Source organism: Paenibacillus alvei DSM 29, from assembly GCF_000293805.1.
GTDB lineage: Bacteria > Bacillota > Bacilli > Paenibacillales > Paenibacillaceae > Paenibacillus_B > Paenibacillus_B alvei.
In genome coordinates this window covers 335,316-357,282 of the sequence record NZ_AMBZ01000002.1, presented here as the reverse complement: position 1 = coordinate 357,282, position 21,967 = coordinate 335,316, and the positions used below count along the sequence as shown (strand labels likewise).

The window sequence follows — 21,967 nt, the reverse complement described above, 5'->3', positions numbered from 1 at the left end:
CCGAAACATCGTGAGCATCGAGGAGGAAACAATGAGTAAATATGATGTAATTGTTGTAGGAGCAGGTCCGGCTGGTATTTTCACTTGTTATGAATTATCTTTGAAGGCTCCACATCTGAAAGTATTGCTCGTAGATAAGGGACATGATATTTATCGCCGCAACTGTCCGATTTTGGAGGAGAAAATCCAAAAGTGTCCTCCAGCGGCAGGAAAGAAGGATTTTGCCGGCTGTCTCCCAGCTTGTTCGATTACAAACGGCTTCGGTGGAGCAGGGGCATACAGTGATGGTAAATTTAACGTAACGACAGAATTTGGCGGCTGGCTGACTGATTATTTGCCGGCTTCACAAGTACTGGACTTGATCAAATATGTAGATGCAATCAACCTGGAGCATGGAGCTACAACGGATATTACCGATCCAACAACAGAAACGGTACGTCGTATTGAACAGCTGGGCTATTCTGCTGGCTTGAAGCTACTGCGCGCACAGGTGCGTCATTTGGGAACGGAACAGAACCTGGAGATTTTAAAATCCATTTATGAATATTTGAAGCCTCGCGTCGAAATGGCCTACAAAACAGAAGTCGCGGATCTGATTTCAGAGAAGCAGGATGGGCGCTATATTGTGAAGGGGATTGAGCTAAAGAGCGGTGAGAAGCATGAAGCTGATCAAGTGGTAATCGTGCCGGGACGTGACGGCTCAGCATGGTTGACGGAAATATTGAAAAAGCGCCGCTTGAAAATGTACAACAACCAAGTCGATGTTGGGGTGCGGGTAGAGACCTCCGATATCGTTATGCGCGAAATCAATGAACACCTGTATGAAGGGAAATTCGTGTTCAATACGTCTGTTGGCACACAGGTGCGTACCTTCTGCAGCAATCCGTCTGGCCATGTCGTGGTGGAGAACCACAGTGGCATCATGTGCGCGAACGGGCACTCCTTCAAGGATCCGAAGCTGGGCTCTGCAAACACGAATTTTGCGCTGCTTGTATCGCATAAGTTTACGGAGCCGTTCGATAAGCCGAATGAGTACGCTCGTGAAATCTGTAAGCGCGCGAACGATTTGTCCGGAGGCGGCATTATCGTCCAGAAGTACGGGGACATCATTCGTGGACGCCGCTCAACAGAAAAGCGCATCCAAGAAGGATTCCTGGAGCCTACCTTGAAAGAGGCCGTTGCTGGGGATTTGGGTCTTGTACTTCCATACAATACGATGAAGAGTCTCATTGAAATGGTTGAAGCGCTTGATCGCGTAACGCCGGGCATCGCTTCTGAGCACACGTTATTTTATGGAGTTGAGGCGAAATTCTACTCCGCTCGTCCAAAGCTGGATACGACATTGGAGTCGGAAATTGAAGGCTTATACTGCGGCGGAGACGGCGCTGGCATTACGCGCGGACTCGCACAGGCAGGTGCCGCAGGTGTACACATTGCACGCAGCATCGTTGCCAAACGCGGCGCGTAAATGCACGATGCCACTCAAGCCAATTCATAGGGGAGGGCCAGTGAGTCGAGACCTTGACTTGCTGGCTTTTTTTGTATGCTGTGCACCTATTTCCTTGTATACGCAAAATGGTCAATATTTGAAATATACTTTGTGATAAAATGCACAACATCATGGTGAGGGCTTCGTTACAATGAATTTGCAACCTGTTCAGTTGACATTCCAACCGGGGTGAATCGCATCTGGGTAGGTGCGAATGGAAAGCAGGCCTTGGGATGATCAGGCTTGCATCGGAATATGCACAAGCAGGAGGTTATGTCGATGTCAGGTTATTTGAAGCCGCAGCAAATTGCGGAAGCAACAGTGGAAACCGGAACGATCAAAGCGAGAAATCCTTTGTCTGCCATGCTGATCTTAGGTTTTCTTGCCGGGGCATTTATTGCGCTCGGTTATCTCTTATATATACGGGTGACGGCAGCCGCGCCCGCGGAATGGGGAAGTATTAATAGCTTGATTGGAGCAGCGTTGTTCCCCGTAGGGTTGATCCTTGTCTTATTAGCTGGCGGAGAGCTGTTGACCGGGAATATGATGGCCGTACCGCTCGCTCGAATGAAAGGCTGCATAACGACCGGAGAGGCCATCCGAAATATCGTGGTGATTACGTTTGCTAATTTCTTGGGGGCTTTGTTTGTAGCGTATTTCTTCGGTCATGTAGTGGGGCTTACGAGTTCTGGCCCATATTTGCAGAAGACAGTTGATGTAGCGGCTCATAAGCTGGATGAAAGCTTTATTCAGGCTTTTGTCAGCGGGATTGGCTGCAACTGGCTTGTTGCACTGGCGGTATGGTTGGCTTATGGGGCGAAGAGCTTCAGCGGAAAAATTATGGGCATTTGGTTCCCGACGATGGCTTTTGTAGCCATCGGGTTCCAACACGTTGTTGCCAATATGTTTGTCATTCCAGCAGCCATTTTTGAGGGGCATTTCAGCTGGGGGCAATATATGTCGAACTTCATTCCTGTCTGGCTGGGCAACTTGGCCGGAGGGGTTGTCTTTGTAGCAGGTGCTTACTATATGGTGTACTTGCGTTCGCAGCATGTGAACAACCAGAAGGTAACGAATGGGGCTTCCGAGCATCTGCATTCGAAGGATGCAGGTGCTGAAAGCAACGCGATGCCTTCGGGAGCGGCGAGCTCGCCTGTTCACTAACTGAGGCAGCAGCGCAGAACATTGGTATGTAAAGGTAGGCAAGATCGAGTCATGATTAGGCTCGGTCTTTTTGTTTGCCGAAAACGCAGGTATGCTGCTCTTTATATAAATTCACGGGCTTGTCACCTCCATTACAGATAGATGTGGTAAACTACGGGTGACTAGTGTGCGCCATATATAGAAGAGAAGATAGCGATATCATGTCGTATCTGTAAGCGCATCCAACAACACGTGGGGAGGGATCTGCTGTGAAGTTACAGTTTATAGGCAGTGTCGAGCAACTATTGCCAGGGATCCAAGAATTGCAGTCGTTATTAAATATGGAAGCAGGTACAGAAGGTACTCTCGTACGAGTGGAGCAAGAGGAAGGGCCGCTTCGTGCCGCATGGGATGGAACAAAAGGGGTGATTTGCTATGAGGCGGACATTCATTTCTTCCGTGCGCTTGGCCTGTTCGTCGAGCAGCTTCGCAAAGGACAGCCGTTCGATATTACGGAGCACCCGCAATTTACGTATAACGGAACGATGATCGATGCATCTCGGAATGCGGTTCCGAATGTGCATATGATGAAGCAAACGCTGCGCTCAATGGCGCTGATGGGCTTGAATGGCGCAATGCTATATACCGAAGACACGTATGAAGTTCCAGGACGTCCGTATTTCGGCTACATGCGCGGACGCTACTCAACTGAGGAGCTGTATGAAATTGATCAATATGCCGCCATGTTCGGTATTGAGGTAGTCGCTTGCATTCAGACGCTTGGCCATTTGGCGCAGGCGCTGAAGTGGGACTATGCGAACGAGATGAAGGATACGGAGGATGTCCTTCTCATAGGCGAAGAGGAGACGTACCGTTTCATAGAGGATATGGTTGTAGCGGCAACGAAATCGCTTCGATCCAAGCGCATTCATATCGGGATGGATGAGGCGTTCGGTCTCGGTCTGGGCAAATATATGCACAAGCATGGCTTCCGTGAGCGTTTCGATATTATGAATGAGCATTTGGCTCGCGTCTTGGAGATTACGGGCAAGCACGGCTTGACTCCAATGATGTGGAGCGACATGTATTTCCATCTGCTTATGAAAAATGGCGGGCATTACTATGATCTTGACATTAACTTCACAAATGAGGTTGTTGATCAAATTCCGAAGGGTGTTCAGTTTGTCTATTGGGATTACTATCACGATGATCAAGGCTTCTATGAAGAGTTCATCGAGAAGCATCGCCAGCTTGGATCTGATCCAGTATTCGCAGGCGGCGTATGGGTATGGGGCGCTATGAGCCCGAACTATGGCAAGACGTGGCAGAATACGAATCCAGCCCTGCTCGCCTGCAAGTCGAAGGGGATTCAGGAAGTATTTGCGACAGCATGGGGCGACAATGGCCAGGAGACGAACCATATGACGATTCTCCCAGGCCTGCAGTTGTTCGCTGAGCATGGTTATACCGAAGGCGAAGTGGATGAAGTGAAGTTGAAGGAACGCTTCCAACTGTGCACAGGCCAGAGCTTCGATGATTACTGGCAATTGACTTATTTGGATGAGACTCCAGGTGTTGCGGAAAATAATATGCACGGCTCGAATGGATCGAAGTTCCTGTTGTTCCAGGATGCGCTGCTCGGGCTGTTTGATATCTACCTTACAGAGGAGCTGGAAGCGAAGCTGCCGAAGCATTACAAGGAGTTGGCGCAACGCCTTGCGGCTGCACGAGATAACACGACGGGCGATCATGCGCTCGTATTCGATATGTACGCAAAGCTGTCCGCGGCTGTCGGTGCAAAGTCGATGCTTGGTGTACAGGTAACCCGTGCATATCGGAATGGCGACAAGGAGGAACTGCGTCGCATCGCTACCGAAGTGATACCTACGATTCGTCCGCTCGTGGATGAAGCGCGTAAGGCGCATCGGGCACTCTGGATGGCGACAAGCAAGCCATTCGGCTGGGAAGTGATCGATAGCCGCTACGGTACCGTAATGGCACGTCTGCAGTCGGCGGAAGAGCGTATCCTCGACTTTGTTGACGAACGTGTAGCTTGCTTGGAGGAGCTTGAGCAGGAGCGCCTTCCTTTCTACAGTGATGATCCAGTCGGCGAGCATCGCGTAGCGCATCAGCCATTCTTCCATCGCATCGTGACCGGTACTGTATTCTCTGCCATTTAATAGATGAAGCATATGCTGTCATGCAGCTGAACAGCTGAACATCGCAAGGAGGAGACTCTGCCTTATCTGGCATGGGTCTCCTCTTTGTCGGTTACGGGGGAAGGAAGCATGTGGATTAACTTATATATTAAGGGAAATTGAAACGAATCTTTACAAAGGAGATGCTAGAGTGGAAATATACGGCCTCCTATTGGTCATCGCCTCTGCCTTTGCACATGCCACCTGGAATATGTTCGCGAAGCGGAGCATTCATAAGGAATCTTTTTATTTTGCTTGCACGGCTTGGCTGCAGTTGTGTTTATGCCGTTTTTTGTTCATGATTTGTTAGTTATGAATTGGTCATGGGAAAATGGGCTCCTATTATTCTTATCTCTACTGCTTCAGGGAGTTTACCTATGGCTCGTATCAAAGGCTTATCAGGTCGGCGATCTGTCCAAGGTCTATCCAATGATGCGAGGAACGGCTGCACTCATCGTACCTATTGTGAGCGTATTTCTGTACGATGAAAGCTTATCTCTAATCGGCTGGCTTGGCTGGCTGCTGATTGTCGGAGGATTGTTTGCGCTCAGCGGCATGTTCTCCTCGAAGGAGCCGCGCAGCAGACTCTGGTGGCTAACCTTAGCAATTACGACCATCGTTGGGATGTGCACAGCCAGTTATACGCTGACTGATAAGATGGTGGTGGAGTTTTTCAGTCCCTTGGGACTGATTCAAATTTCGAACTTAGGCGCGCTTCTGTTCTTAGCACCTTCTATCATACGTACGAAGCGGATACGCCATGAGTGGAAGGCAAATTGGCGTACGATTGTACTGGGCTCTATCATTTCGCCTGGTTCTTATTTATTGTTCTTGTTCGCAATGACACTGGGGCCGCTTGCCCATCTCGCTCCGATCCGCGAATTCAGCATTGTAATCGGAACAATGTTAGGTATCGTTGTACTGAAGGAGCAGCAGGGGTGGACGAGAATCGCGACATCGGCTGTTGTGGCATCCGGCATGGTCTTGATAAGCATGTGGGGATGAAGGTCGATTTGCCTCGTTGAATATCAGAGCATATGTTTGAAAAAAGCAAGCGCCCGCTATCTTGAATCGACTGCTAGAGCAGGTTCGATTAAGGCAGCGGGCGTTCTATTTTTCCGATAAGTAGCTTATTAATTGACAATCTTATACTTATCGTTCGTTAACTCGAAAATTTCCTTAATGCCTGACGTACAGTACACCTTGTGGTCGGTCGTTATGAAGATGGCCTCGACATTCGGATCTTCTTCGACGAACTTCAAGCCCTTCTCTACGCCGAGGGCGAATAGGGAAGTGGACAGCGCATCGGCATCCGTCGAGCTGTTCGTCACAATCGTCACACTGCTGAGACCATTATCGACCGGATAGCCGGTAGCGGGATCAAGTATGTGATGATAATGCTTGCCGTTCTCTACAAAATATCGTTCATAAACGCCGGACGTCACAATCGTCTTGTCCTGCACCTTCATCTTGCCGATTTGGTTGCCGCGAGTTTCATCTGGATCTTGAACGCCGATCGTCCAATCCGAACCGCCAGGCTTCGCTCCAACCGCAAAAATATTGCCGCCTAGATCAATGATAGCGCTCGGGAAGCCGTTATTGCGCAAGTAGTCCGCGATTCGGTCGGCGGCATACCCCTTGCCGATACTGCCCATATCAAGTTCCATACCTTCACGGTTCAACTTAATGGCATGCTTCGCAGGATCAAGCGTCACGTCCTTATAATTGACCAGCTTTAACGTCTGTGCCAGCTTGTCTGGATTCGGCACCTTAGCATTCTCATGGCCAATATTCCATAAGTCCACGATCGGGCCAACGGTAGGATCGAAGCGTCCTTCAGTACGCTTGGCATAATCCAGCGATTTGGCAATCAAGTCAAAGGACTCCGGTGTGACGGTAACAGACTCCTTGCCCGAAGCAGCATGGATCTTCGCCAGCTCACTTGTGTCCTTTGTCCGGTTCAGACGCGAGTCGATTTCATTCAAAAGGTTCTCAATATCCTTGAATTGTTTTTGATCCGCTCGCTCATCATAAATCTTGACGGTGACGATCGTATCGAAGATAAAGTAGGATTGCTGCTTAATGGCGGATTTCTTGCTAGCAGTATCGTTCGTGCCCGAGGCCTCCTTTCCGCTGCTGCCGCATCCGCTCAAAATAAGGGCGCAAGCAGACAGCAGAACGATGGCGCTGCGAAGCAGGCTGCGTGAACGTGTCATAAGGCGATTCCTCCATCTATATGTGTAATGAAAAAGATAGGTTTTGAACATCCTTTTTATTAAGGGAATGGGGCTGTAACCAAGCATTTTATTATAGCAGTTCCCCAAAAAGTTGCAAATCAAGCATATCACAACAGAACGGTTAGCGAGGCTGAAATCCGTTGATGTTCACGGTTATGCCATGGACGAACATTGAACCTTCTTTCACGAAGAGGTATAATAAAAATAGCTTCAAAATTAAAATGAAACCCGAGGAGTCAACAAGATGAAACGTGGAGATCTGATTCTCATCGGAGTCATTATTGTCGCGGCGCTTGCATTTCTTGTGCCGAAATGGTTCTTTCAAAATGAAAGTGAAAATTTGCACAATTCCAAGGTGTTTGCTCATATCACGGTAGATGGGAAACCCTATAAGAAAGTGGAATTAACCGAGAAAGAACAAACCATTCGAGTCGAAACGGATCATGGCTTCAACCTTTTGAAGGTGCATGACAAAGGAATCGAAATGATCGATGCCGACTGCTCTGACAAGGTATGCTTGTCGTTCGGCTTCGTGTCTAGACCGAATGATACAATCGTATGCTTGCCTCATCGCGTGCTTGTCGAGCTGTTCAGCGAGGGCGATGCTGGCGAGGAGAGTGACATCGATGCCGTCGTACAATAATACGAAGCGTGCAGCCGTATCCCAACAGTCGGAAGCGTTGAAGAAGGCGGTTATTATCGCAATATTCAGCGCTGTCGCTGTTGTACTCGGCTTCGTGGAGGCGATGCTCCCGGTGCAGACGATTCTGCCTATTCCGGGAGCGAAGCTCGGTCTAGCCAATGTGATGATATTGGCTTGCTTATATTTCTTGAATGGAAGGGACGCCTTGACGCTCGTCATCTTGAAGACGCTGCTCATGACGCTCATGCTGGGGACATTCTCGGCCTTTCTATTTAGTTTCTTAGGATCTTTGTTCAGCTTTATGGTGATGTACGCCATTTTGAAAATTGGCCGCGACAATGTCAGCCTGATCGGTATCAGTGTTGTTGGCGGCGCCGCGCACAACGCCGGTCAGTTGACTGCGGCGTATATTGTGTTTGGCACGGCAAATATTTTCTATTACTTGCCGGTGCTGCTTATTACAGGTGTTGTAACAGGTATCTTTATCGGCATTGCGGTGAAATACATTGTTGCAGCACTTGCCAAGCTTCCGCTGTTCGATTCGCTAGTTCCGCAAATCGATGCGTCGGACGGCAGGGGGAATGAAGCGGAAATTAATGCGGCACATGCACGTTCACAAGCTGGCGGATCGGTGAGTGCAAATGTTGTGGGGGCTTTACATGCTAAAAGTGACGGGGGTGCTTCAAGTGTATCCGACACAGCCGTTTCTTCTCATGAAGAAGCGGTGTTTATGGAGAACATCCATTTTCAATACTCAAACGGCCCAGCGTTATTCGATGGCATATCGCTTCAGGTTCCCCGGGGCCAATGGGTATCCGTTATCGGGCCGAATGGCTCGGGCAAATCGACGCTCCTGAAGCTCATCAATGGTTTGTTCACTCCGCATAAAGGGAATATCTATGTGAATGGGAAGCAACTGAACGAAGAGAGTATTGCAGAAATTCGCCGCTGCGTAGGGTTTCTGTTCCAGAATCCAGACAATCAGTTCTTCGCCACGACCGTGCGGGATGACATTGCATTCGGTATGGAAAATCGCCAAATGCCGCTTGCTGAAATGGAACGGCGTTTGGAGCGCGCAGCGGATGAATACCAGGTGCGGGAATGGCTTGATCGGCATCCGGCAGAGCTGTCTGGAGGACAGAAGCAGCGTGTGGCGATTGCAGGCATGATGGTGCTCAATCCCGACATTTTGATCTTTGATGAAGCAACCTCAATGCTGGATGAGCGTTCGAAAAGGCAACTGACTGCACAGCTCAAGAGCTTGCATGCTTCGAATCGTTATACGATTTTATCGGTTACGCATGATGCGGAGGAAATTCTTGCTTCAGATCGTGTCATCGTTGTTAAGGATGGCGTGATCGCGGCTGACCTAACGCCAACCGAGCTGTTTGCAGACGAAGCGCTTATGAAAGCATGCCGCCTGCAAGCGCCATTTACGCTGCAATTGGCGAAGGCGCTGCAAACGAACGGGATAGATGTGCCGGATACGAATGATGAGAGAGAGCTGGTGAACGCACTATGGCCATCATAACTGCAGAACGGGTAACGTACCGTTACCATGGGCAGGGAGTACAGGGCGCTCCTGCACTGGATAAATTGCAGGTCACGTTCGAGCAGGGGCAGTTCATCGCGCTGCTTGGCGCAACCGGCTCCGGCAAATCAACATTGCTTCAGCATTTGAACGGTATATTGCAGCCTACTGACGGCAAGCTGCAGGTGCTCGAGTATACATTCCAAGGAGGCACGCAAGAGCGCGGCTTGAAGGAGCTTAGACGGCGCGTAGGTCTTGTCTTTCAATTTCCAGAGCATCAGTTGTTCGAAGACACGGTGGAACGGGATCTTCTGTTCGGCCCCTTGCAGTTCGGGCAGAGCGAGGAGGAAGCGAAGGCTTCCGCACGTACGGCGATGCGGCAGGTAGGGCTGCCGGACACACTGCTTGAGAAGAGCCCGTTCGAACTGAGCGGCGGACAGATTCGCAAGGTGGCGATTGCAACGGTGCTTGCCTCGAATCCGGAAATTGTTGTATTAGATGAGCCGACAGCGACGCTAGATCCTGTGAGCCGGACAGAGCTGATTGAGCTGCTCTACAAGCTGTGCAAGGAAGAAGGCAAGACAGTCATCATGGTGACCCACCGTCTGGATGAGCTGTTTGCTTATGCCGATTCCTTTGCCTTAATGAAGGACGGACGAGTTACGTTTCAAGGCACTCGCTCAGAACTGATGGCGCAGCCGGAGAGGCTGGAGGAGGCAGGAATATTATTGCCCGCCACGATGCGGTTGGCCGCCCTTGTCATGGAGCGGACTGGTGTGCCGAAGGAGAAGCTGCCATGCAGTGCTGCCGAATGGGCAGAATGGATAAAGGCACAGATGGAGCACAGATTACAGGAGCAGGGGAATCGTCTACCGGTGGAGGAGGAGGAATAGCGTATGCAGGCAAAAATGATGCTAGGCCGCTACGTAGCGGCCGATTCCTGGATTCACCGCCTTGATCCGCGCGCGAAGCTGATCGCGATGGTTATCTACCTTGTCGCTGTCATTCTCGCGGAACAGTTCGTGGAGCTTGCGGCGCTTACGGGCTTTGCGCTGCTCATGATGTCAAGCTCGCGTATTTCGCTGTACCGCTATTTTCGTGCTTCTCGTCCACTGTGGCTCATAATGGCCTTCATGTTTATTTTCTATCTTCTGTTCGATTCGAGCGGCAGTGCTTTGGTGCAGGTAGGCGGCTTGAAAATAACGACTGGTGGCGTTACTTACGGAGCTTACGCCGTATGGAGAATGGCGCTGCTTGTCACGCTGACGGCGATCCTGACATTTACAACGGCCCCAGTGGAGCTGAATCTCGGGCTTGAGCGCGTACTAAAGCCGATCCGGCTAATCGGCGGTTCACCGCAGCGCTGGTCCATGATGATCGGGATATCGCTTCGCTTCATTCCGACGATATTCGAGGAAGCGGAGAAGGTAATGAAGGCACAGGCATCCCGCGGAGCGGATTATGCGGATTTGTCCTTTGCCCAGAAGGGCAAGCTCGTCATGACACTGATGGTGCCTGTTATCGTGAGCGCCTTTCGCCGTGCAGAAGAGTTGGTGCAGGCGATGGAAGCGCGAGGATACGTACTGAATGCGCCGCGCACGTCGCTGCGTCAATTGGTATGGAAGCTGACGGATACGTTGTTCATGGCATTGTTTGTTGCGATGTTAGTACTAGTTCTACTATGGTAGAATGGTAATGGTGCGCAGTTCGTTGTTTCTTTTCTAACGAAAAGGAGGTGCAGCGAATTGCGCGTTATTTATTGTATATATTGTGAAATTAGTCACATAAACAATTTTAATATGGTATATTTAAGATATAAATATTTGGTTTTTGGTTATTTGCTTATTCTTATAAGGACATATTTCGATACGTTGGACAAGACTACTGAGAAGAACTGACTTGGGGGAGAGCGACTGTGGCTAGATATTTTAATGGAAAAGAAATTGAATTGTTGGCACCTGCCGGAACGTTTGACATCTTTAAAACGATCATTGACGCGAATTGCGACGCTGTTTACTTCGGGGGACCGTCCCTGAACATGCGGATGATGCGCAAGGGCTATAATCTTAGCTATGAGGAAGTACGTGAAGCCGTGAACATGGCTCATGACCGCGGCAAGCGCGCTTATATTACCGTCAACAACCTGCTTAATGAAGTTGATTTGGACGAGGCAAAGCGTTATTTATCGTTCTTGAACGAAGTAGGTCCAGACGCCATTATTGCACAAGATCTGGCCGTATTCCCACTCATCCAAGATATGCAATTAACGAATGTACCGATTCATTCTTCTGTTATGATGAATGTACACAACTTAGATATGATTGAAGCGCTGAAGGAAATGGGCGTAACTCGTGTTGTTGCTTCCCGTGAAATGGATTTGCATACGGCAGAGCTGCTGCAGGCGAAGACAGGCATGGAGTTCGAATATTTCGTCCATGGTGACATGTGTACAGTACATGGCGCCAACTGCTTCTACAGCTCGATGCTGTATGGCAATAGTGCAAACCGCGGACGCTGTATGAAGCCTTGCCGCTGGGACTACCGAGTGAAGAAGGACGGCAATGTGTATCCGACCGAATATCCGCTGGCGGCAAAGGATATGTACATGTATGAGCATATTCCTGAACTTATTAAAGCAGGAATTACATCATTCAAGCTTGAGGGGCGAATGCGGGATCTAGAGTTCCTGCTTATGATCGTCAACAGCTATGGCGACGCGATCGATCGCTATATTGCGGATCCGCTTGGCTATAATCGGAAGAAAGACAGTGATACACTATATGAAAACCGCAAGCGCGACTTCTCCACGGCCTATGCGTTCGGCAAGCCAGGACTTGATTATATTAACACTCGCTATGAGGGCACGGGTAAATTTTACAGTACGGGCAAGGTATTCAGTACACCTACTGCTGAGCGTGAGGTAAAGCCAGAGCGTCTGGAGCAGGTGCGCGAGACGTTAGCTGATGTCCGCCAGCCAGAGAAGATGGAACAGCCTCAATTGTCTGTTCATGTTAACAATGTGGAGCAGGCGAAGGCTGTTATCGAAGCAGGCGCAGACATTGTTTATTTGACCGGCGACGTGTTCCAGCCAGATGTGCCATTTACGCGCAAAGATATTGAAATGCTGACCGAGATGAAAGATTCCTCCCAAATCGTTCTCGGCATGCCGCGGATGATGAATGAGCTGCATATGGAGCAGTACAATCATTTCTTGCAAGGTGGGAAATACGGTCTTGACGGCCTGCTCGTTACGAACATCGGGGCCATGCATAAGTTCCGTGATTGCGGGCTGCCGATGATAGGCGATTTTAACCTGAATGTGTTTAACCATATGTCGGCGAAGCTCTACCATGATTATTTCGGCCTGGAGCGCGTACATGCATCGCTTGAGCTTCCGCTTAACGATTTAGCGAACCTGCTGCAAGAGACGAAGCAGGTGCCAGTAGAAGTCATCGTGCACGGTTCTCCTATCGTCATGTATTTGGAGCTGGATTTGTATGAGAATACGGTTGCGATGGAGCCGATTATGCAGGAGGATAACAAGCATGTCGACAATCAGTATCTCGTGCTGATGACTGACAAGGGCGAGAATCCGGTGTACCGCGACTGGAGCGGACGCAACCATTTGGCGACGGCCAAGGAGCTGTGCTACCTGCCATTCTTGAAAGAGCTGCATGAAGCGGGTGTTAACCATTTCCGCATCGAAGGCAAGTCTTACACAACAGAGCAGCTGCGCAGCATCGTGGGCACATATCGTACAGCACTTCAAGATCTGTCACGGTGCGGCGAATTGTATGCAGGCATGAAGCCGGTATACGCAGGTTATACGCTTGGTTCGCTGCAATTCGGTCAGGCGCTGTCAATGGACTTGGAACCGGTGCATGCCTAACTTCTTTTTCTTGTGAAATCGAATGTGTACTTCCTTGCGCTTGACTGATTCCGAATGAGTAGGATGCGCACATGACATATAGATAAAGTAATGAATGCAATTCAAGTATTGAGATGAGAAACGACATGGCTTGATAGGAAGCAGTCAGGCCGTTTCCGCAGTTTAGGATGAGAAAGGGTGCTTACGACGTGAACAAGGAGCAAACATCGTATATCGGAGCAGAAGGTGTCATTGAGAAACGGAAGCAATACTTTTTCCCATGCACACAACACTTCTATCGCAATCCGCCGCAAATTGTACGCGGCTCGATGCAGTATTTGTACGACGAGAAGGGTACACAATATACTGACTTCTTCGCAGGGGTGTCGGTCGTAGCGAGCGGTCACTGCAATCCAGCAATTACGGGTGCAACAATTAAGCAGTTACAGACGCTTCAGCATACGACAACAATTTATTTAACACAGCCGATGGTCGATTTAGCGGAGCGGCTTGCAAACGGCGTTCTGCCGGGCACTCTGAAGCGTACCTTCTTCTGCAACAGCGGCTCGGAAGCGAATGAGGGTGCGATGCTGCTCGCCAGACTGCACACGAAGCGCCGTAACTTCATTGCACTGGAGTATGGTTTGCACGGACGCACGTTTCTGACGATGGGGGTAACAGGCATTCCAATGTGGCGTGCTGATGATTATCTGGACAGCGGCGTTACCTTCATCCCGCGCCCATATGATCCAGAGACAGATGATGAGACGGCTGCACGCCGTTCTATTGAGGCGTTAAAGAAGGTGCTGGAGGAGAAGGGTGAGACTTTCGCGGCGATGCTTGTAGAGCCGATTCAAGGCAATGGAGGCATGATTGCGCCGCCAGATTGGTATTTTCGCGAGGTGAAGGCGCTGCTGGAACAGCATGGTGTCCTGATGATTGCCGATGAAATTCAAACCGGCTTTGGCCGTACAGGCCGCATGTTCGCGATGGAGCATTACGGCGTTGTGCCTGATATTATTTCGATGGCGAAGGCGCTTGGCAACGGTGTGCCAATTGGTGCATTTGCGACAACGGATGAAATTGCAGCAAGCTTCAACCGCGCGTCAGCTTCTACATTTGGCGGCAACCCGGTATCCTCCGTTACTGCACTGGCTGTGCTTGATTATATTGAGCAGGAAGGCTTGGTAGGACGTGCAGAGCGACTAGGTAATCAGTTGAAGACAGGATTGCAGGCGCTGCAGGCGAAGCATAAGGTGCTCGTGGATGTGCGCGGCAAGGGGATGATGCTTGGTGCGGAGCTGCACGGTACAGATAACTTGGATAGTGCGGCACTAACGGATCAAGTCCTGGAATCGATGAAGGATCGCGGCTATATTATCGGGAAAAATGGTCTTGGACGCAATGTGATAGCCTTCCAACCTCCGCTCGTCATGACAGAACAGGATATCGACAGCATGCTGAAGGAACTGGATGAAGTATTAGCGGAGGCGGTCCAATAGAATTTCCACGCCGCAATCCAGGAATGTCGATAACACGGTAGATAGAGAATGCTTGCAGGGAAGCATAATTGCACATATTATATGTAGTTCTTGCAGGGCAACAGATATTTGAACACTCATGGGGTGTATGTAAGCTATGGTTACTATTCAAAAGGTTATTCATAAAACGCGCATGTTCGGAGAACTCGTTATGTTCTCCCATACATTATTCTCGCTGCCGTTCGCCATTATCTCGATGGTATGGGCGGCAGGCGGGATACCTTCCTTCCACGTGATGCTTTGGTCGCTCATCGCGCTGGTGGCAGCCCGAAACGGAGCGAATGCATTCAACCGTTTGGCCGATTTGCCGTTCGATACTGCCAATCCGCGCACGGCGCACCGGCATATGCCGCAAAAGCTGCTGCATGGACGAGAGGTAACTCTGTTCGTCATCATCAACTTTGCCATCTTCATCGCGGCAGCAGGCATGCTGAATTCGCTCTGCCTTTGGCTGTCGCCTGTTGCAATTGTGCTTATCTGTTCGTACTCGTATACGAAGCGGTTCACATGGCTGTGCCACCTGTATTTGGGCTTTACGATCGCATCTGCCCCAATTGGCGCTTGGTTCGCGGTGACGGGCAAATTTGCCGTGACGCCGTTTATTCTGGGCACAATCGTCATGCTGTGGATTGCAGGCTTTGATATCATCTATGCCACGCAGGATATCGAATTCGACCGCAAGACGGGACTATGGTCAGTGCCAAGCATCTTTGGCTACGAGGACTCGCTCTTTATTGCACGCTCGCTCCATACAATCATGGTTGTGCTGCTGCTGACGCTGTACGTCATTCGCGGTCTAGGCACCATCTACTTAATCGGCATCGGCATCGCGATCATTTTGCTTATGCTGGAGCACAACATCATCAAGCCATCCAGCCGCAAGCGGATGAACGTGGCCTCGTACAACTTGAATCAAGTCATCAGTATGACTATCCTGTGCTGTACAATGGCAGACTTTTTTATGAATTAAAGAGGGTGAAAATAGGGGGCCTGTCTTGAAGCGGGTCCTTTTTTATTTATTGATATTTCCGATTTTATGGTTTGTGAAGCGTTTATCACTTCTATTAAAAATTTGTTTATTGAAATTGACGCGTAAGTAAAAATATGGTAGGTTTCTAATGGGCTTAATAAATTAACATAATTTATATTTTTGCATCTCATTACTAGTGTCATAGAAAGGGGGATGACTGAATGAACTTATGATTGAATTCAAAAACTTAAAGTTCTGTGCCAGTAACAACTCTTCAGAAATAATCCATAATTTTTTCCCCATGAATTTTTACTTGAAAATAAACACCCTCCAAATTATCGCTATTACTACAAAAAATCTGAATTTTCCAAAACCATGTATGACAATCAAGCAATTAGCTTCTAGATTTGATAATGATTCGAAATAATAATAAGGGGATTTTTTCAGTTTCCTATTCTTAAATTTATGATAACAAGGTATTTAATAGATTGAACGATCATAAATAATGGAGGAGACTTTATTTGAAAACCATTACTAAAACAACGATCGTAATGTTACTAACTGTGTTTGTGCTAAGCAGTATTTTATTCAGTGCAGATTCATTTGCGATTGCGAGTGATGAATTACCAAGTAAAGAAGAGTTTTTGCAAATGGTAACGATTGATAACAATTATGTTAAATACAAAAATGACTTAATTAAAAGTGAACCAAAATTAATGAACTATCTTAGAGATGAGAATAATAATCTTTACGGATATATTGCTCAATTTCAATTTGAGTATGGTTATGATGTGCAAGAAACGATTCAATTAGCTTCTCTTTTGACTTTCACTTCATGATGTAAAGAAAAAGCAAGTTGATACTCTGATTATCGATTACAGCAAATCGTATTCAGACGGAAAATATATGTAAGAGATCATGCAGGGGATATTCAAGCTTCTTACCAAGTTAATGAAAATGAAAATTTGAGAAGCTACCTTACGTCATTAACAGATAAAGCTGAAAAACTAAAAAAATCATATGACAGTGATGTGACTTTGGTAGATCGATATTGTTGGACTTGTACAAGATACGAGGAATACGGAGATACTTATGAAGGTACATGTGCAGCAATGGTTGGTGGAGCTTGTGTGTTTGCTGATAAAATTCCTTTTGGGAGAATTATTTGTGCTGGAGCTACTGTGATAGGTTGTTATGTTCCACCATACAAAATTTGTGCAGAGGGACGATGGAATACCAGATGTCCTGTTGAGGAATGACTCTTCATGGATAATTTTGTAAGTAGTATTAGAACAAGTAAAAGCAGATGTAGATCATCTGCTTTTACTTGTTCTAGGTAAACAAATTGATATATTTAAAAAGGAGAGGTGTGTATGAATATCAAAGAAGGAATGCTTTCGATCGTTATCCATGCTTTTCTTGGTTACCTGTGGGTTCTGTTTATCAATCATACACTTAGCATCGCGAATTCAATGAACCATATGATACTAAGCGGTTTATTTTTGTTTGTAGGCACACTTTTGTTCGGGTTCATTGCCAATCGAATCGCTCCTTTCCATAATTACAAGCTTACTCATCCTGCTAAAATGGTTGGTGCTATCTCTTTTATGACAATCGTATTGATACAAGTCCTTGTTTATAACGCTGCATAGAAATAGGGGAGAGAAGTGCAATATTCCATCCGTACCATCATCCTGTAAGGAATATAATGAATATCAAAGAAATGGGAAGTTATTCATCGTTTATACATTTCACCGGATAGCCGCATTTGAAGCGCCGCATTGAGATAAATGTTATTGTAATGTCTTTTATCGACATGGAGAGCGATGGAAGCGTTACTATGTCATGAACTGATTACTAAGGTTGCTTGAGTGCAATCAAGCTCAAGACAAGACCGTCAGGATGGGGTGTTTCCTGACGGTCTGTGAGCTGATGGTACGTATTTTGTTCGGCGTTGCTGGCGAAACGTTATCCGACCATGCCAGCTGAGAAGCTCTGCTTATTTTACGCCCTTCATAAAAGTTTGTATCTTTGGGGACAGCACATAAAGCAGAAGACTCAGCAATAATGCTACCCCGCCAATAACTCCGAAGTACAGCATCTCGGTTTCGGGGGTATAAAACTTTACGATTTGTGCGTTGATGGCCTGTGCGGCAGCGTTGGACAAGAACCATAAGCTCATGGTTTGAGCCGAAAAGGCTGCAGGCGCGAGCTTAGTGGTAGCCGAGAGGCCAACCGGCGATAAACATAACTCTCCGATTACAACGACGAAGTAGCTGAGAACGAGCCACAATGGGTTAACGAGCGAAGCGGCTCCGCCGAAGTATGCCGGCAGCAAAATAATCAAAAAGGACAGACCGGCGAACAACAAGCCAAGTGAAAACTTTTGGGGCACGGTTGGCTGGCGATTGCCGAGCTTCACCCACAGCCAGGCGAATACAGGCGCAAATATAATAATAAAGAGCGGGTTCAATGATTGAAACCAAGCAGGCGAAATATGAATGCCCGCAAAGTCCAATTCGGTACGTTTGTCCGCAAAGTTAGCAAGAATTGTGGATCCTTGTTCCTGAATTGCCCAGAACATAATCGAAGCAATAAACAAAGGAATGTACGCAATGAGTCGGGATCGCTCGACAGGCGTTGTTTTCGGACTGCGGTACATAACGACGAAATAAGCGGTTGGAATCAGTATTCCCAACACCCCAACGAGTTTGATAAAAGTATCGAACGTAAGAACGCCGAACATAATGCCGAACGTGATCAAGACAGCGAGAACAACGACGCTCGCACCTAGAACGGTAAATACTTTTTCTTCTCGGCAGGTGACAATGGGTTAACTATAACCGTACCGGCAAGACCCAAATTTTTGGGGCGAGTTGTCACGTAAACAACCAAACCCAGCAACATCCCGACAGCAGCAAGACCGAAACCAAGATGGAAATTATTCATCCCAACGGTTCCTACGATCAAGGGAGAGATGAAGCCTCCGAGGTTAATCCCCATATAAAAAATACTGAAGCCCGCATCTCGCCGATTATCCTCTTCCTTATAAATATCTCCTACTAGACTGGATACATTAGGTTTCAGCAATCCTGTACCCAACACAATCAAGATCATGGATACAAAGAAAAGTGCAGCATTACCAGGTATGGCCAGCACGATATGACCACACATAATCAAGATGCCGCCATAAAAAACGGCCTTCGACGTACCGAGTACTCGGTCAGCCAACCAACCTCCAATAATGCCGGACATATACACGAGTGAGCCATAGATGGACACGATGGCAAGCGCGATGTTCTCCGGGAAACCCAGTCCGCCCTTCGTTACTTCATAGTACATGAAGAATACAAGGATGGCCTTCATTCCATAATAGGAGAATCGCTCCCAAAATTCGGTGAAAAAGAGGGTGAAAAGGCCTTTGGGGTGACCAAAGAAACCTTGTTGCGGGACACTTTCTGCAATCTTCTTCTTATCATAATTCGGCATAACATCGCTCCTTTGATGATGATACCCTGTATCAAGTTCAACGTATAAAAATTAATTTCATCTTATTATAATGCTTTTTGCAGTTTGACTTCAACGTTCCATGACTAACAATATAAGTAAAGTTAATAATATTTATACCAATATTAATATTCCATGTTCAGGTATATTCATCATTTTCAATACTTTTACATGGTAGTATTTCCCGAAGTTTTAGCTGTAAGCTAACACTGGATCCAGATAAGTTGGTGATGGGGATGCTTATCGTTTTCAAGCAAGGTGATTTGGTGTTATCTCGGTAGAGAAAGCAGCTACTAATCTAGTTTTCATTGCTAGAAGGTGGTGGGCGGGACGTGTTTTATTATGAGGTGAGGTTCTCTGAATACAACAAGCCCGCCTCTTAAATCGATAAGGGCGGGTTGTCATTATTTCGTATTGGAGTCACCGGGGACTTCCTCATGCTCCAAAGCGTACTCGAAATCATCAATATCGTATATTGGAATCGGAATTTCATTCGTAATGAGACGATCCACATATTCGAACTGGTCAGTGAGCAGCGGAGCCTGTTCGCGCATCGCCGTAAGGATGAGCTCTGTTTCAACAGGGTCGAACGTTTCGCCATAGCGGGCATTGTCCATCGCATTGACAATAATGCAGGAGACGTTGTCCTGTAAAATAAGCGGCGGGCTATGGCGCCATGGGGCCGTCAGAGCTCGCTCAATCTTTTTCTTATTGAGCTCGTTCTCGAAGTAGGCAATAAGCTCCTCGATTTGCTGCTTGGCATATATGTCTTCCTCTGGATCAGGCATAACCTGATCGCCTTCTAGTCGCATTTCGTAAAGCTCTAGAATCGTTGTGTAAGGGATAATATATTCGACTGGACGCTTTGGCACGGACAGTTGACCATAGACCGCCAGCATGACTGCTTCAATTACAAATTGGCGAGGCTTCATCGTCGTACCCCAACCTCCTTCATCTATGGTGTAAGTGACATACATGCAGCCTGTACATATCCATAATACCACCTTGCCCGAACACACAAAAGAGTAAACGGTACAATTTGTAAACATTTGATTATATAAAAGAAGCCAAACCCTTGAAATATCAAGGATTCGGCCATATTTTCTTCACCAGGACATTACCTAATTGTACATGCTGGATCTGTTCAATTTTCAGCACCGAGAAGGTTGCAAGAACTCGAAGCGTATGCATTCGAAGCGAGTTTTGCAGAGCAAAACTTGCAAGGAGCGGAGTGCAGGCTAACTACATGAGCACTACAATGCTTCCGTCAGGAAACATACATCGAAAGCATACGCTGTTGAGAGTGAATGCAAGATTCGATGTCGAGTCACTCCTCTGCAGATTCTTCGTGATCAGAATTGAACTTACTAATAGGTGCGGGCTTCGAAATAATGCCACAGCGCCTTCAAATCCCGGTGGGCAGGATAAGCGGACAACTGCTCTGTTATTTCCCAAGCCTGCTTCATGAACGCATGGCTCATCTGAAGAGCTTCCTCCAGCGAGCCGCTGCGATGAATAAGCTCTATCGCTTCATTGAACGCTTCATCAGGCGAATCTGCCTTCAGTTTGTGCAGCTTGGCTGCGAACGACGCGTCACGCATTGCCAGAATGACTGGAAGCGTTGCGTGTCCGTTCCGCAGATCAACACCAGAAGGCTTGCCGAGTGATTCAGAGGATTGCGTGAAGTCAAGAATATCATCCCTTACTTGAAACGCCATCCCAAGCTGATCGCCGAATGCGTACAACTGATCGACTACCTCCTCATCTGCACCGGCTGCTTTCGCACCAAGCTGCAGGCAGGTAGCCATCAAGAGCGCAGTTTTGTTGCGCGTCTTCTCCCAGTATGCATCAAGCGAGAGGTCGAAGTTGAATTTCAATTCCATCTGCTGATATTCACCGAGACATAGCTGCGTTGTTGTGATGGACGCTAGATCATGCGCGTACGGCTCATGTTCCTTGCCGCTTGACGTCATCAGCTCGATAACGCGACACATAATGTAATTTCCAATATGAACCGCGTTATAGATGCCTGTCTTGCAATGCAGCGCCGGTTCACCGCGGCGGGTGTCAGACTGATCCAGGATGTCGTCATGAATAAGCGATGCCATGTGAATGAGCTCAGCGGCAGAGGCTAGACGATACACATCCTCTGATTCAGCATCGGTGCCGAAGCGGCTACCGACAATCGTCATCATTGGCCTCAGGCGCTTGCCTCCTGCACGGATGAGATCCAAGACGCTCTTGGCGACAATGGATCGGGAGGGGACATCCGGATCGTGCAGAATAATACGTTCCAAATCCCGATTAATTCGCCGAAGGGAGATGTTAAGCTGATCGCTCAGCGTACCGTTAAATGATGCCATAAGAAGCCACCTGCTTATAATGGGCTGCCACGAAGCGGCCCATTCGCTGATGCAGCATCATATCTGAAGCAGCACCCTCAACACGGCGAATCTGGATGCGCTTATTCGTTGTTGCCAGCTCAATAATGAGCTGAGTCATTCCATGGCGAACGGCGAATTGATAGTACAGGCTGAGCAGGAAATCACCGTCTAGCACAGCCTTGCCTGCAAGCTGTTCTTCCTCTGGCACATGCTGATGGGTGCGCAATGCTTGACGCAGGAGCCAGTAGCAGCCGAGCAGAACCTGGCGTTCATGCTGCTCCATCTCGTAGGCATTCAGCATGCGAGCCATGTCGAGCAGCCAATATTCATCCGTTTCAGCCGTCAATTGAATGCCGGTGATCGGCGGTAGATGCTGAGTCAGAAGGTTACTTGTTTGATTCAAGAGTTGCCGATTCATGGGAACCCCCGTTTCCCTCAGAAATAAGGAAAGTAATG

Annotated in this window: 17 protein-coding genes and 1 pseudogene; 13 read left to right on the top strand and 5 right to left on the bottom strand. The window is 48.0% G+C overall.

The window, feature by feature from the left end; translation table 11 throughout:
- Positions 1 to 31 precede the first annotated feature (31 nt).
- The 4 genes from PAV_RS08015 (at position 32) to PAV_RS08000 (ending at position 5,835) form a co-directional block, all read left to right on the top strand.
- Positions 32 to 1,468, top strand: coding sequence for an NAD(P)/FAD-dependent oxidoreductase (locus tag PAV_RS08015; RefSeq protein ID WP_005545006.1), 1,437 nt, complete (start codon positions 32 to 34; stop codon positions 1,466 to 1,468).
- Positions 1,469 to 1,768: 300 nt separating this feature from the next.
- On the top strand, positions 1,769 to 2,653 hold the full coding sequence (locus PAV_RS08010) for a formate/nitrite transporter family protein (RefSeq protein WP_005545004.1): 885 nt from the start codon (positions 1,769 to 1,771) through the stop codon (positions 2,651 to 2,653).
- A gap of 248 nt (positions 2,654 to 2,901) precedes the next feature.
- Entirely contained in the window at positions 2,902 to 4,812 is a 1,911-nt protein-coding gene (locus PAV_RS08005) for a beta-N-acetylhexosaminidase (protein ID WP_005545002.1), read from the top strand.
- A 330-nt stretch (positions 4,813 to 5,142) separates the two neighbouring features.
- Positions 5,143 to 5,835: a DMT family transporter gene (locus PAV_RS08000; protein ID WP_238555779.1), complete on the top strand. Its 693-nt coding sequence runs from the start codon at positions 5,143 to 5,145 to the stop codon at positions 5,833 to 5,835.
- 128 nt (positions 5,836 to 5,963) lie between these two features.
- On the opposite strand, the gene PAV_RS07995 is transcribed toward PAV_RS08000, so the two are convergent.
- Complete coding sequence (locus PAV_RS07995) at positions 5,964 to 7,046, bottom strand: FAD:protein FMN transferase (RefSeq protein WP_005544998.1); 1,083 nt, start codon at positions 7,044 to 7,046, stop codon at positions 5,964 to 5,966.
- Between the two features lie 265 nt (positions 7,047 to 7,311).
- Here PAV_RS07995 and PAV_RS07990 point away from each other — a divergent pair, with 265 nt between their 5' ends.
- The 9 genes from PAV_RS07990 (at position 7,312) to PAV_RS07945 (ending at position 17,272) form a co-directional block, all read left to right on the top strand.
- Positions 7,312 to 7,710, top strand: a complete 399-nt coding sequence (locus PAV_RS07990; protein WP_005544996.1) for a NusG domain II-containing protein — start codon at positions 7,312 to 7,314, stop codon at positions 7,708 to 7,710.
- Complete coding sequence (locus PAV_RS32240) at positions 7,694 to 9,241, top strand: energy-coupling factor transporter ATPase (protein WP_005544995.1); 1,548 nt, start codon at positions 7,694 to 7,696, stop codon at positions 9,239 to 9,241. The genes PAV_RS07990 and PAV_RS32240 overlap by 17 nt, the downstream gene beginning before the upstream one ends.
- The gene (locus PAV_RS07980) at positions 9,229 to 10,134 is read left to right on the top strand and encodes an ATP-binding cassette domain-containing protein (protein WP_005544993.1); all 906 of its coding nucleotides are present in this window, start codon (positions 9,229 to 9,231) and stop codon (positions 10,132 to 10,134) included. Before PAV_RS32240 ends, PAV_RS07980 begins: the two co-directional genes overlap by 13 nt.
- A 3-nt stretch (positions 10,135 to 10,137) precedes the next feature.
- Complete coding sequence (locus PAV_RS07975) at positions 10,138 to 10,929, top strand: energy-coupling factor transporter transmembrane component T family protein (protein WP_005544991.1); 792 nt, start codon at positions 10,138 to 10,140, stop codon at positions 10,927 to 10,929.
- 227 nt (positions 10,930 to 11,156) lie between these two features.
- Complete coding sequence (locus PAV_RS07970; RefSeq protein WP_005544989.1) at positions 11,157 to 13,130, top strand: peptidase U32 family protein; 1,974 nt, start codon at positions 11,157 to 11,159, stop codon at positions 13,128 to 13,130.
- A 188-nt stretch (positions 13,131 to 13,318) separates the two neighbouring features.
- Complete coding sequence (locus PAV_RS07965) at positions 13,319 to 14,611, top strand: aspartate aminotransferase family protein (protein ID WP_005544987.1); 1,293 nt, start codon at positions 13,319 to 13,321, stop codon at positions 14,609 to 14,611.
- A 136-nt stretch (positions 14,612 to 14,747) separates the two neighbouring features.
- Positions 14,748 to 15,620 carry a UbiA-like polyprenyltransferase gene (locus PAV_RS07960; protein WP_040735612.1) on the top strand — a complete coding sequence of 291 codons (873 nt, stop codon included), beginning with the start codon at positions 14,748 to 14,750 and terminating at the stop codon, positions 15,618 to 15,620.
- A gap of 521 nt (positions 15,621 to 16,141) precedes the next feature.
- On the top strand, positions 16,142 to 16,459 hold the full coding sequence (locus PAV_RS36040) for a hypothetical protein (protein WP_005544983.1): 318 nt from the start codon (positions 16,142 to 16,144) through the stop codon (positions 16,457 to 16,459).
- Between the two features lie 534 nt (positions 16,460 to 16,993).
- Complete coding sequence (locus PAV_RS07945) at positions 16,994 to 17,272, top strand: hypothetical protein (RefSeq protein ID WP_005544979.1); 279 nt, start codon at positions 16,994 to 16,996, stop codon at positions 17,270 to 17,272.
- Positions 17,273 to 17,619: 347 nt separating this feature from the next.
- Here the strand turns inward: PAV_RS07945 and PAV_RS07940 are convergent.
- From PAV_RS07940 to PAV_RS07925, 4 genes and pseudogenes are all read right to left on the bottom strand, one after another.
- Positions 17,620 to 19,109: pseudogene (locus PAV_RS07940) on the bottom strand (peptide MFS transporter).
- A gap of 422 nt (positions 19,110 to 19,531) precedes the next feature.
- Entirely contained in the window at positions 19,532 to 20,059 is a 528-nt protein-coding gene (locus tag PAV_RS07935) for a hypothetical protein (RefSeq protein WP_005544977.1), read from the bottom strand.
- 435 nt (positions 20,060 to 20,494) lie between these two features.
- Positions 20,495 to 21,490, bottom strand: coding sequence for a polyprenyl synthetase family protein (locus PAV_RS07930; RefSeq protein ID WP_005544976.1), 996 nt, complete (start codon positions 21,488 to 21,490; stop codon positions 20,495 to 20,497).
- The gene (locus PAV_RS07925; protein WP_005544974.1) at positions 21,477 to 21,929 is read right to left on the bottom strand and encodes a hypothetical protein; all 453 of its coding nucleotides are present in this window, start codon (positions 21,927 to 21,929) and stop codon (positions 21,477 to 21,479) included. Before PAV_RS07925 ends, PAV_RS07930 begins: the two co-directional genes overlap by 14 nt.
- Between the last annotated feature and the right edge of the window lie 38 nt (positions 21,930 to 21,967).

Bases quoted from the DNA above. Each gene is read 5' to 3' on its own strand.
- PAV_RS08015 (WP_005545006.1), top strand. From the start codon at position 32: ATGAGTAAATATGATGTAATTGTTGTAGGAGCAGGTCCGGCTGGTATT.
- PAV_RS08010 (WP_005545004.1), top strand. From the start codon at position 1,769: ATGTCAGGTTATTTGAAGCCGCAGCAAATTGCGGAAGCAACAGTGGAA.
- PAV_RS08000 (WP_238555779.1), top strand. From the start codon at position 5,143: ATGAATTGGTCATGGGAAAATGGGCTCCTATTATTCTTATCTCTACTG.
- PAV_RS07995 (WP_005544998.1), bottom strand. From the start codon at position 7,046: ATGACACGTTCACGCAGCCTGCTTCGCAGCGCCATCGTTCTGCTGTCT.
- PAV_RS07990 (WP_005544996.1), top strand. From the start codon at position 7,312: ATGAAACGTGGAGATCTGATTCTCATCGGAGTCATTATTGTCGCGGCG.
- PAV_RS32240 (WP_005544995.1), top strand. From the start codon at position 7,694: ATGCCGTCGTACAATAATACGAAGCGTGCAGCCGTATCCCAACAGTCG.
- PAV_RS07980 (WP_005544993.1), top strand. From the start codon at position 9,229: ATGGCCATCATAACTGCAGAACGGGTAACGTACCGTTACCATGGGCAG.
- PAV_RS07975 (WP_005544991.1), top strand. From the start codon at position 10,138: ATGCAGGCAAAAATGATGCTAGGCCGCTACGTAGCGGCCGATTCCTGG.
- PAV_RS07960 (WP_040735612.1), top strand. From the start codon at position 14,748: ATGGTTACTATTCAAAAGGTTATTCATAAAACGCGCATGTTCGGAGAA.
- PAV_RS07945 (WP_005544979.1), top strand. From the start codon at position 16,994: ATGAATATCAAAGAAGGAATGCTTTCGATCGTTATCCATGCTTTTCTT.
- PAV_RS07935 (WP_005544977.1), bottom strand. From the start codon at position 20,059: ATGAAGCCTCGCCAATTTGTAATTGAAGCAGTCATGCTGGCGGTCTAT.
- PAV_RS07930 (WP_005544976.1), bottom strand. From the start codon at position 21,490: ATGGCATCATTTAACGGTACGCTGAGCGATCAGCTTAACATCTCCCTT.
- PAV_RS07925 (WP_005544974.1), bottom strand. From the start codon at position 21,929: ATGAATCGGCAACTCTTGAATCAAACAAGTAACCTTCTGACTCAGCAT.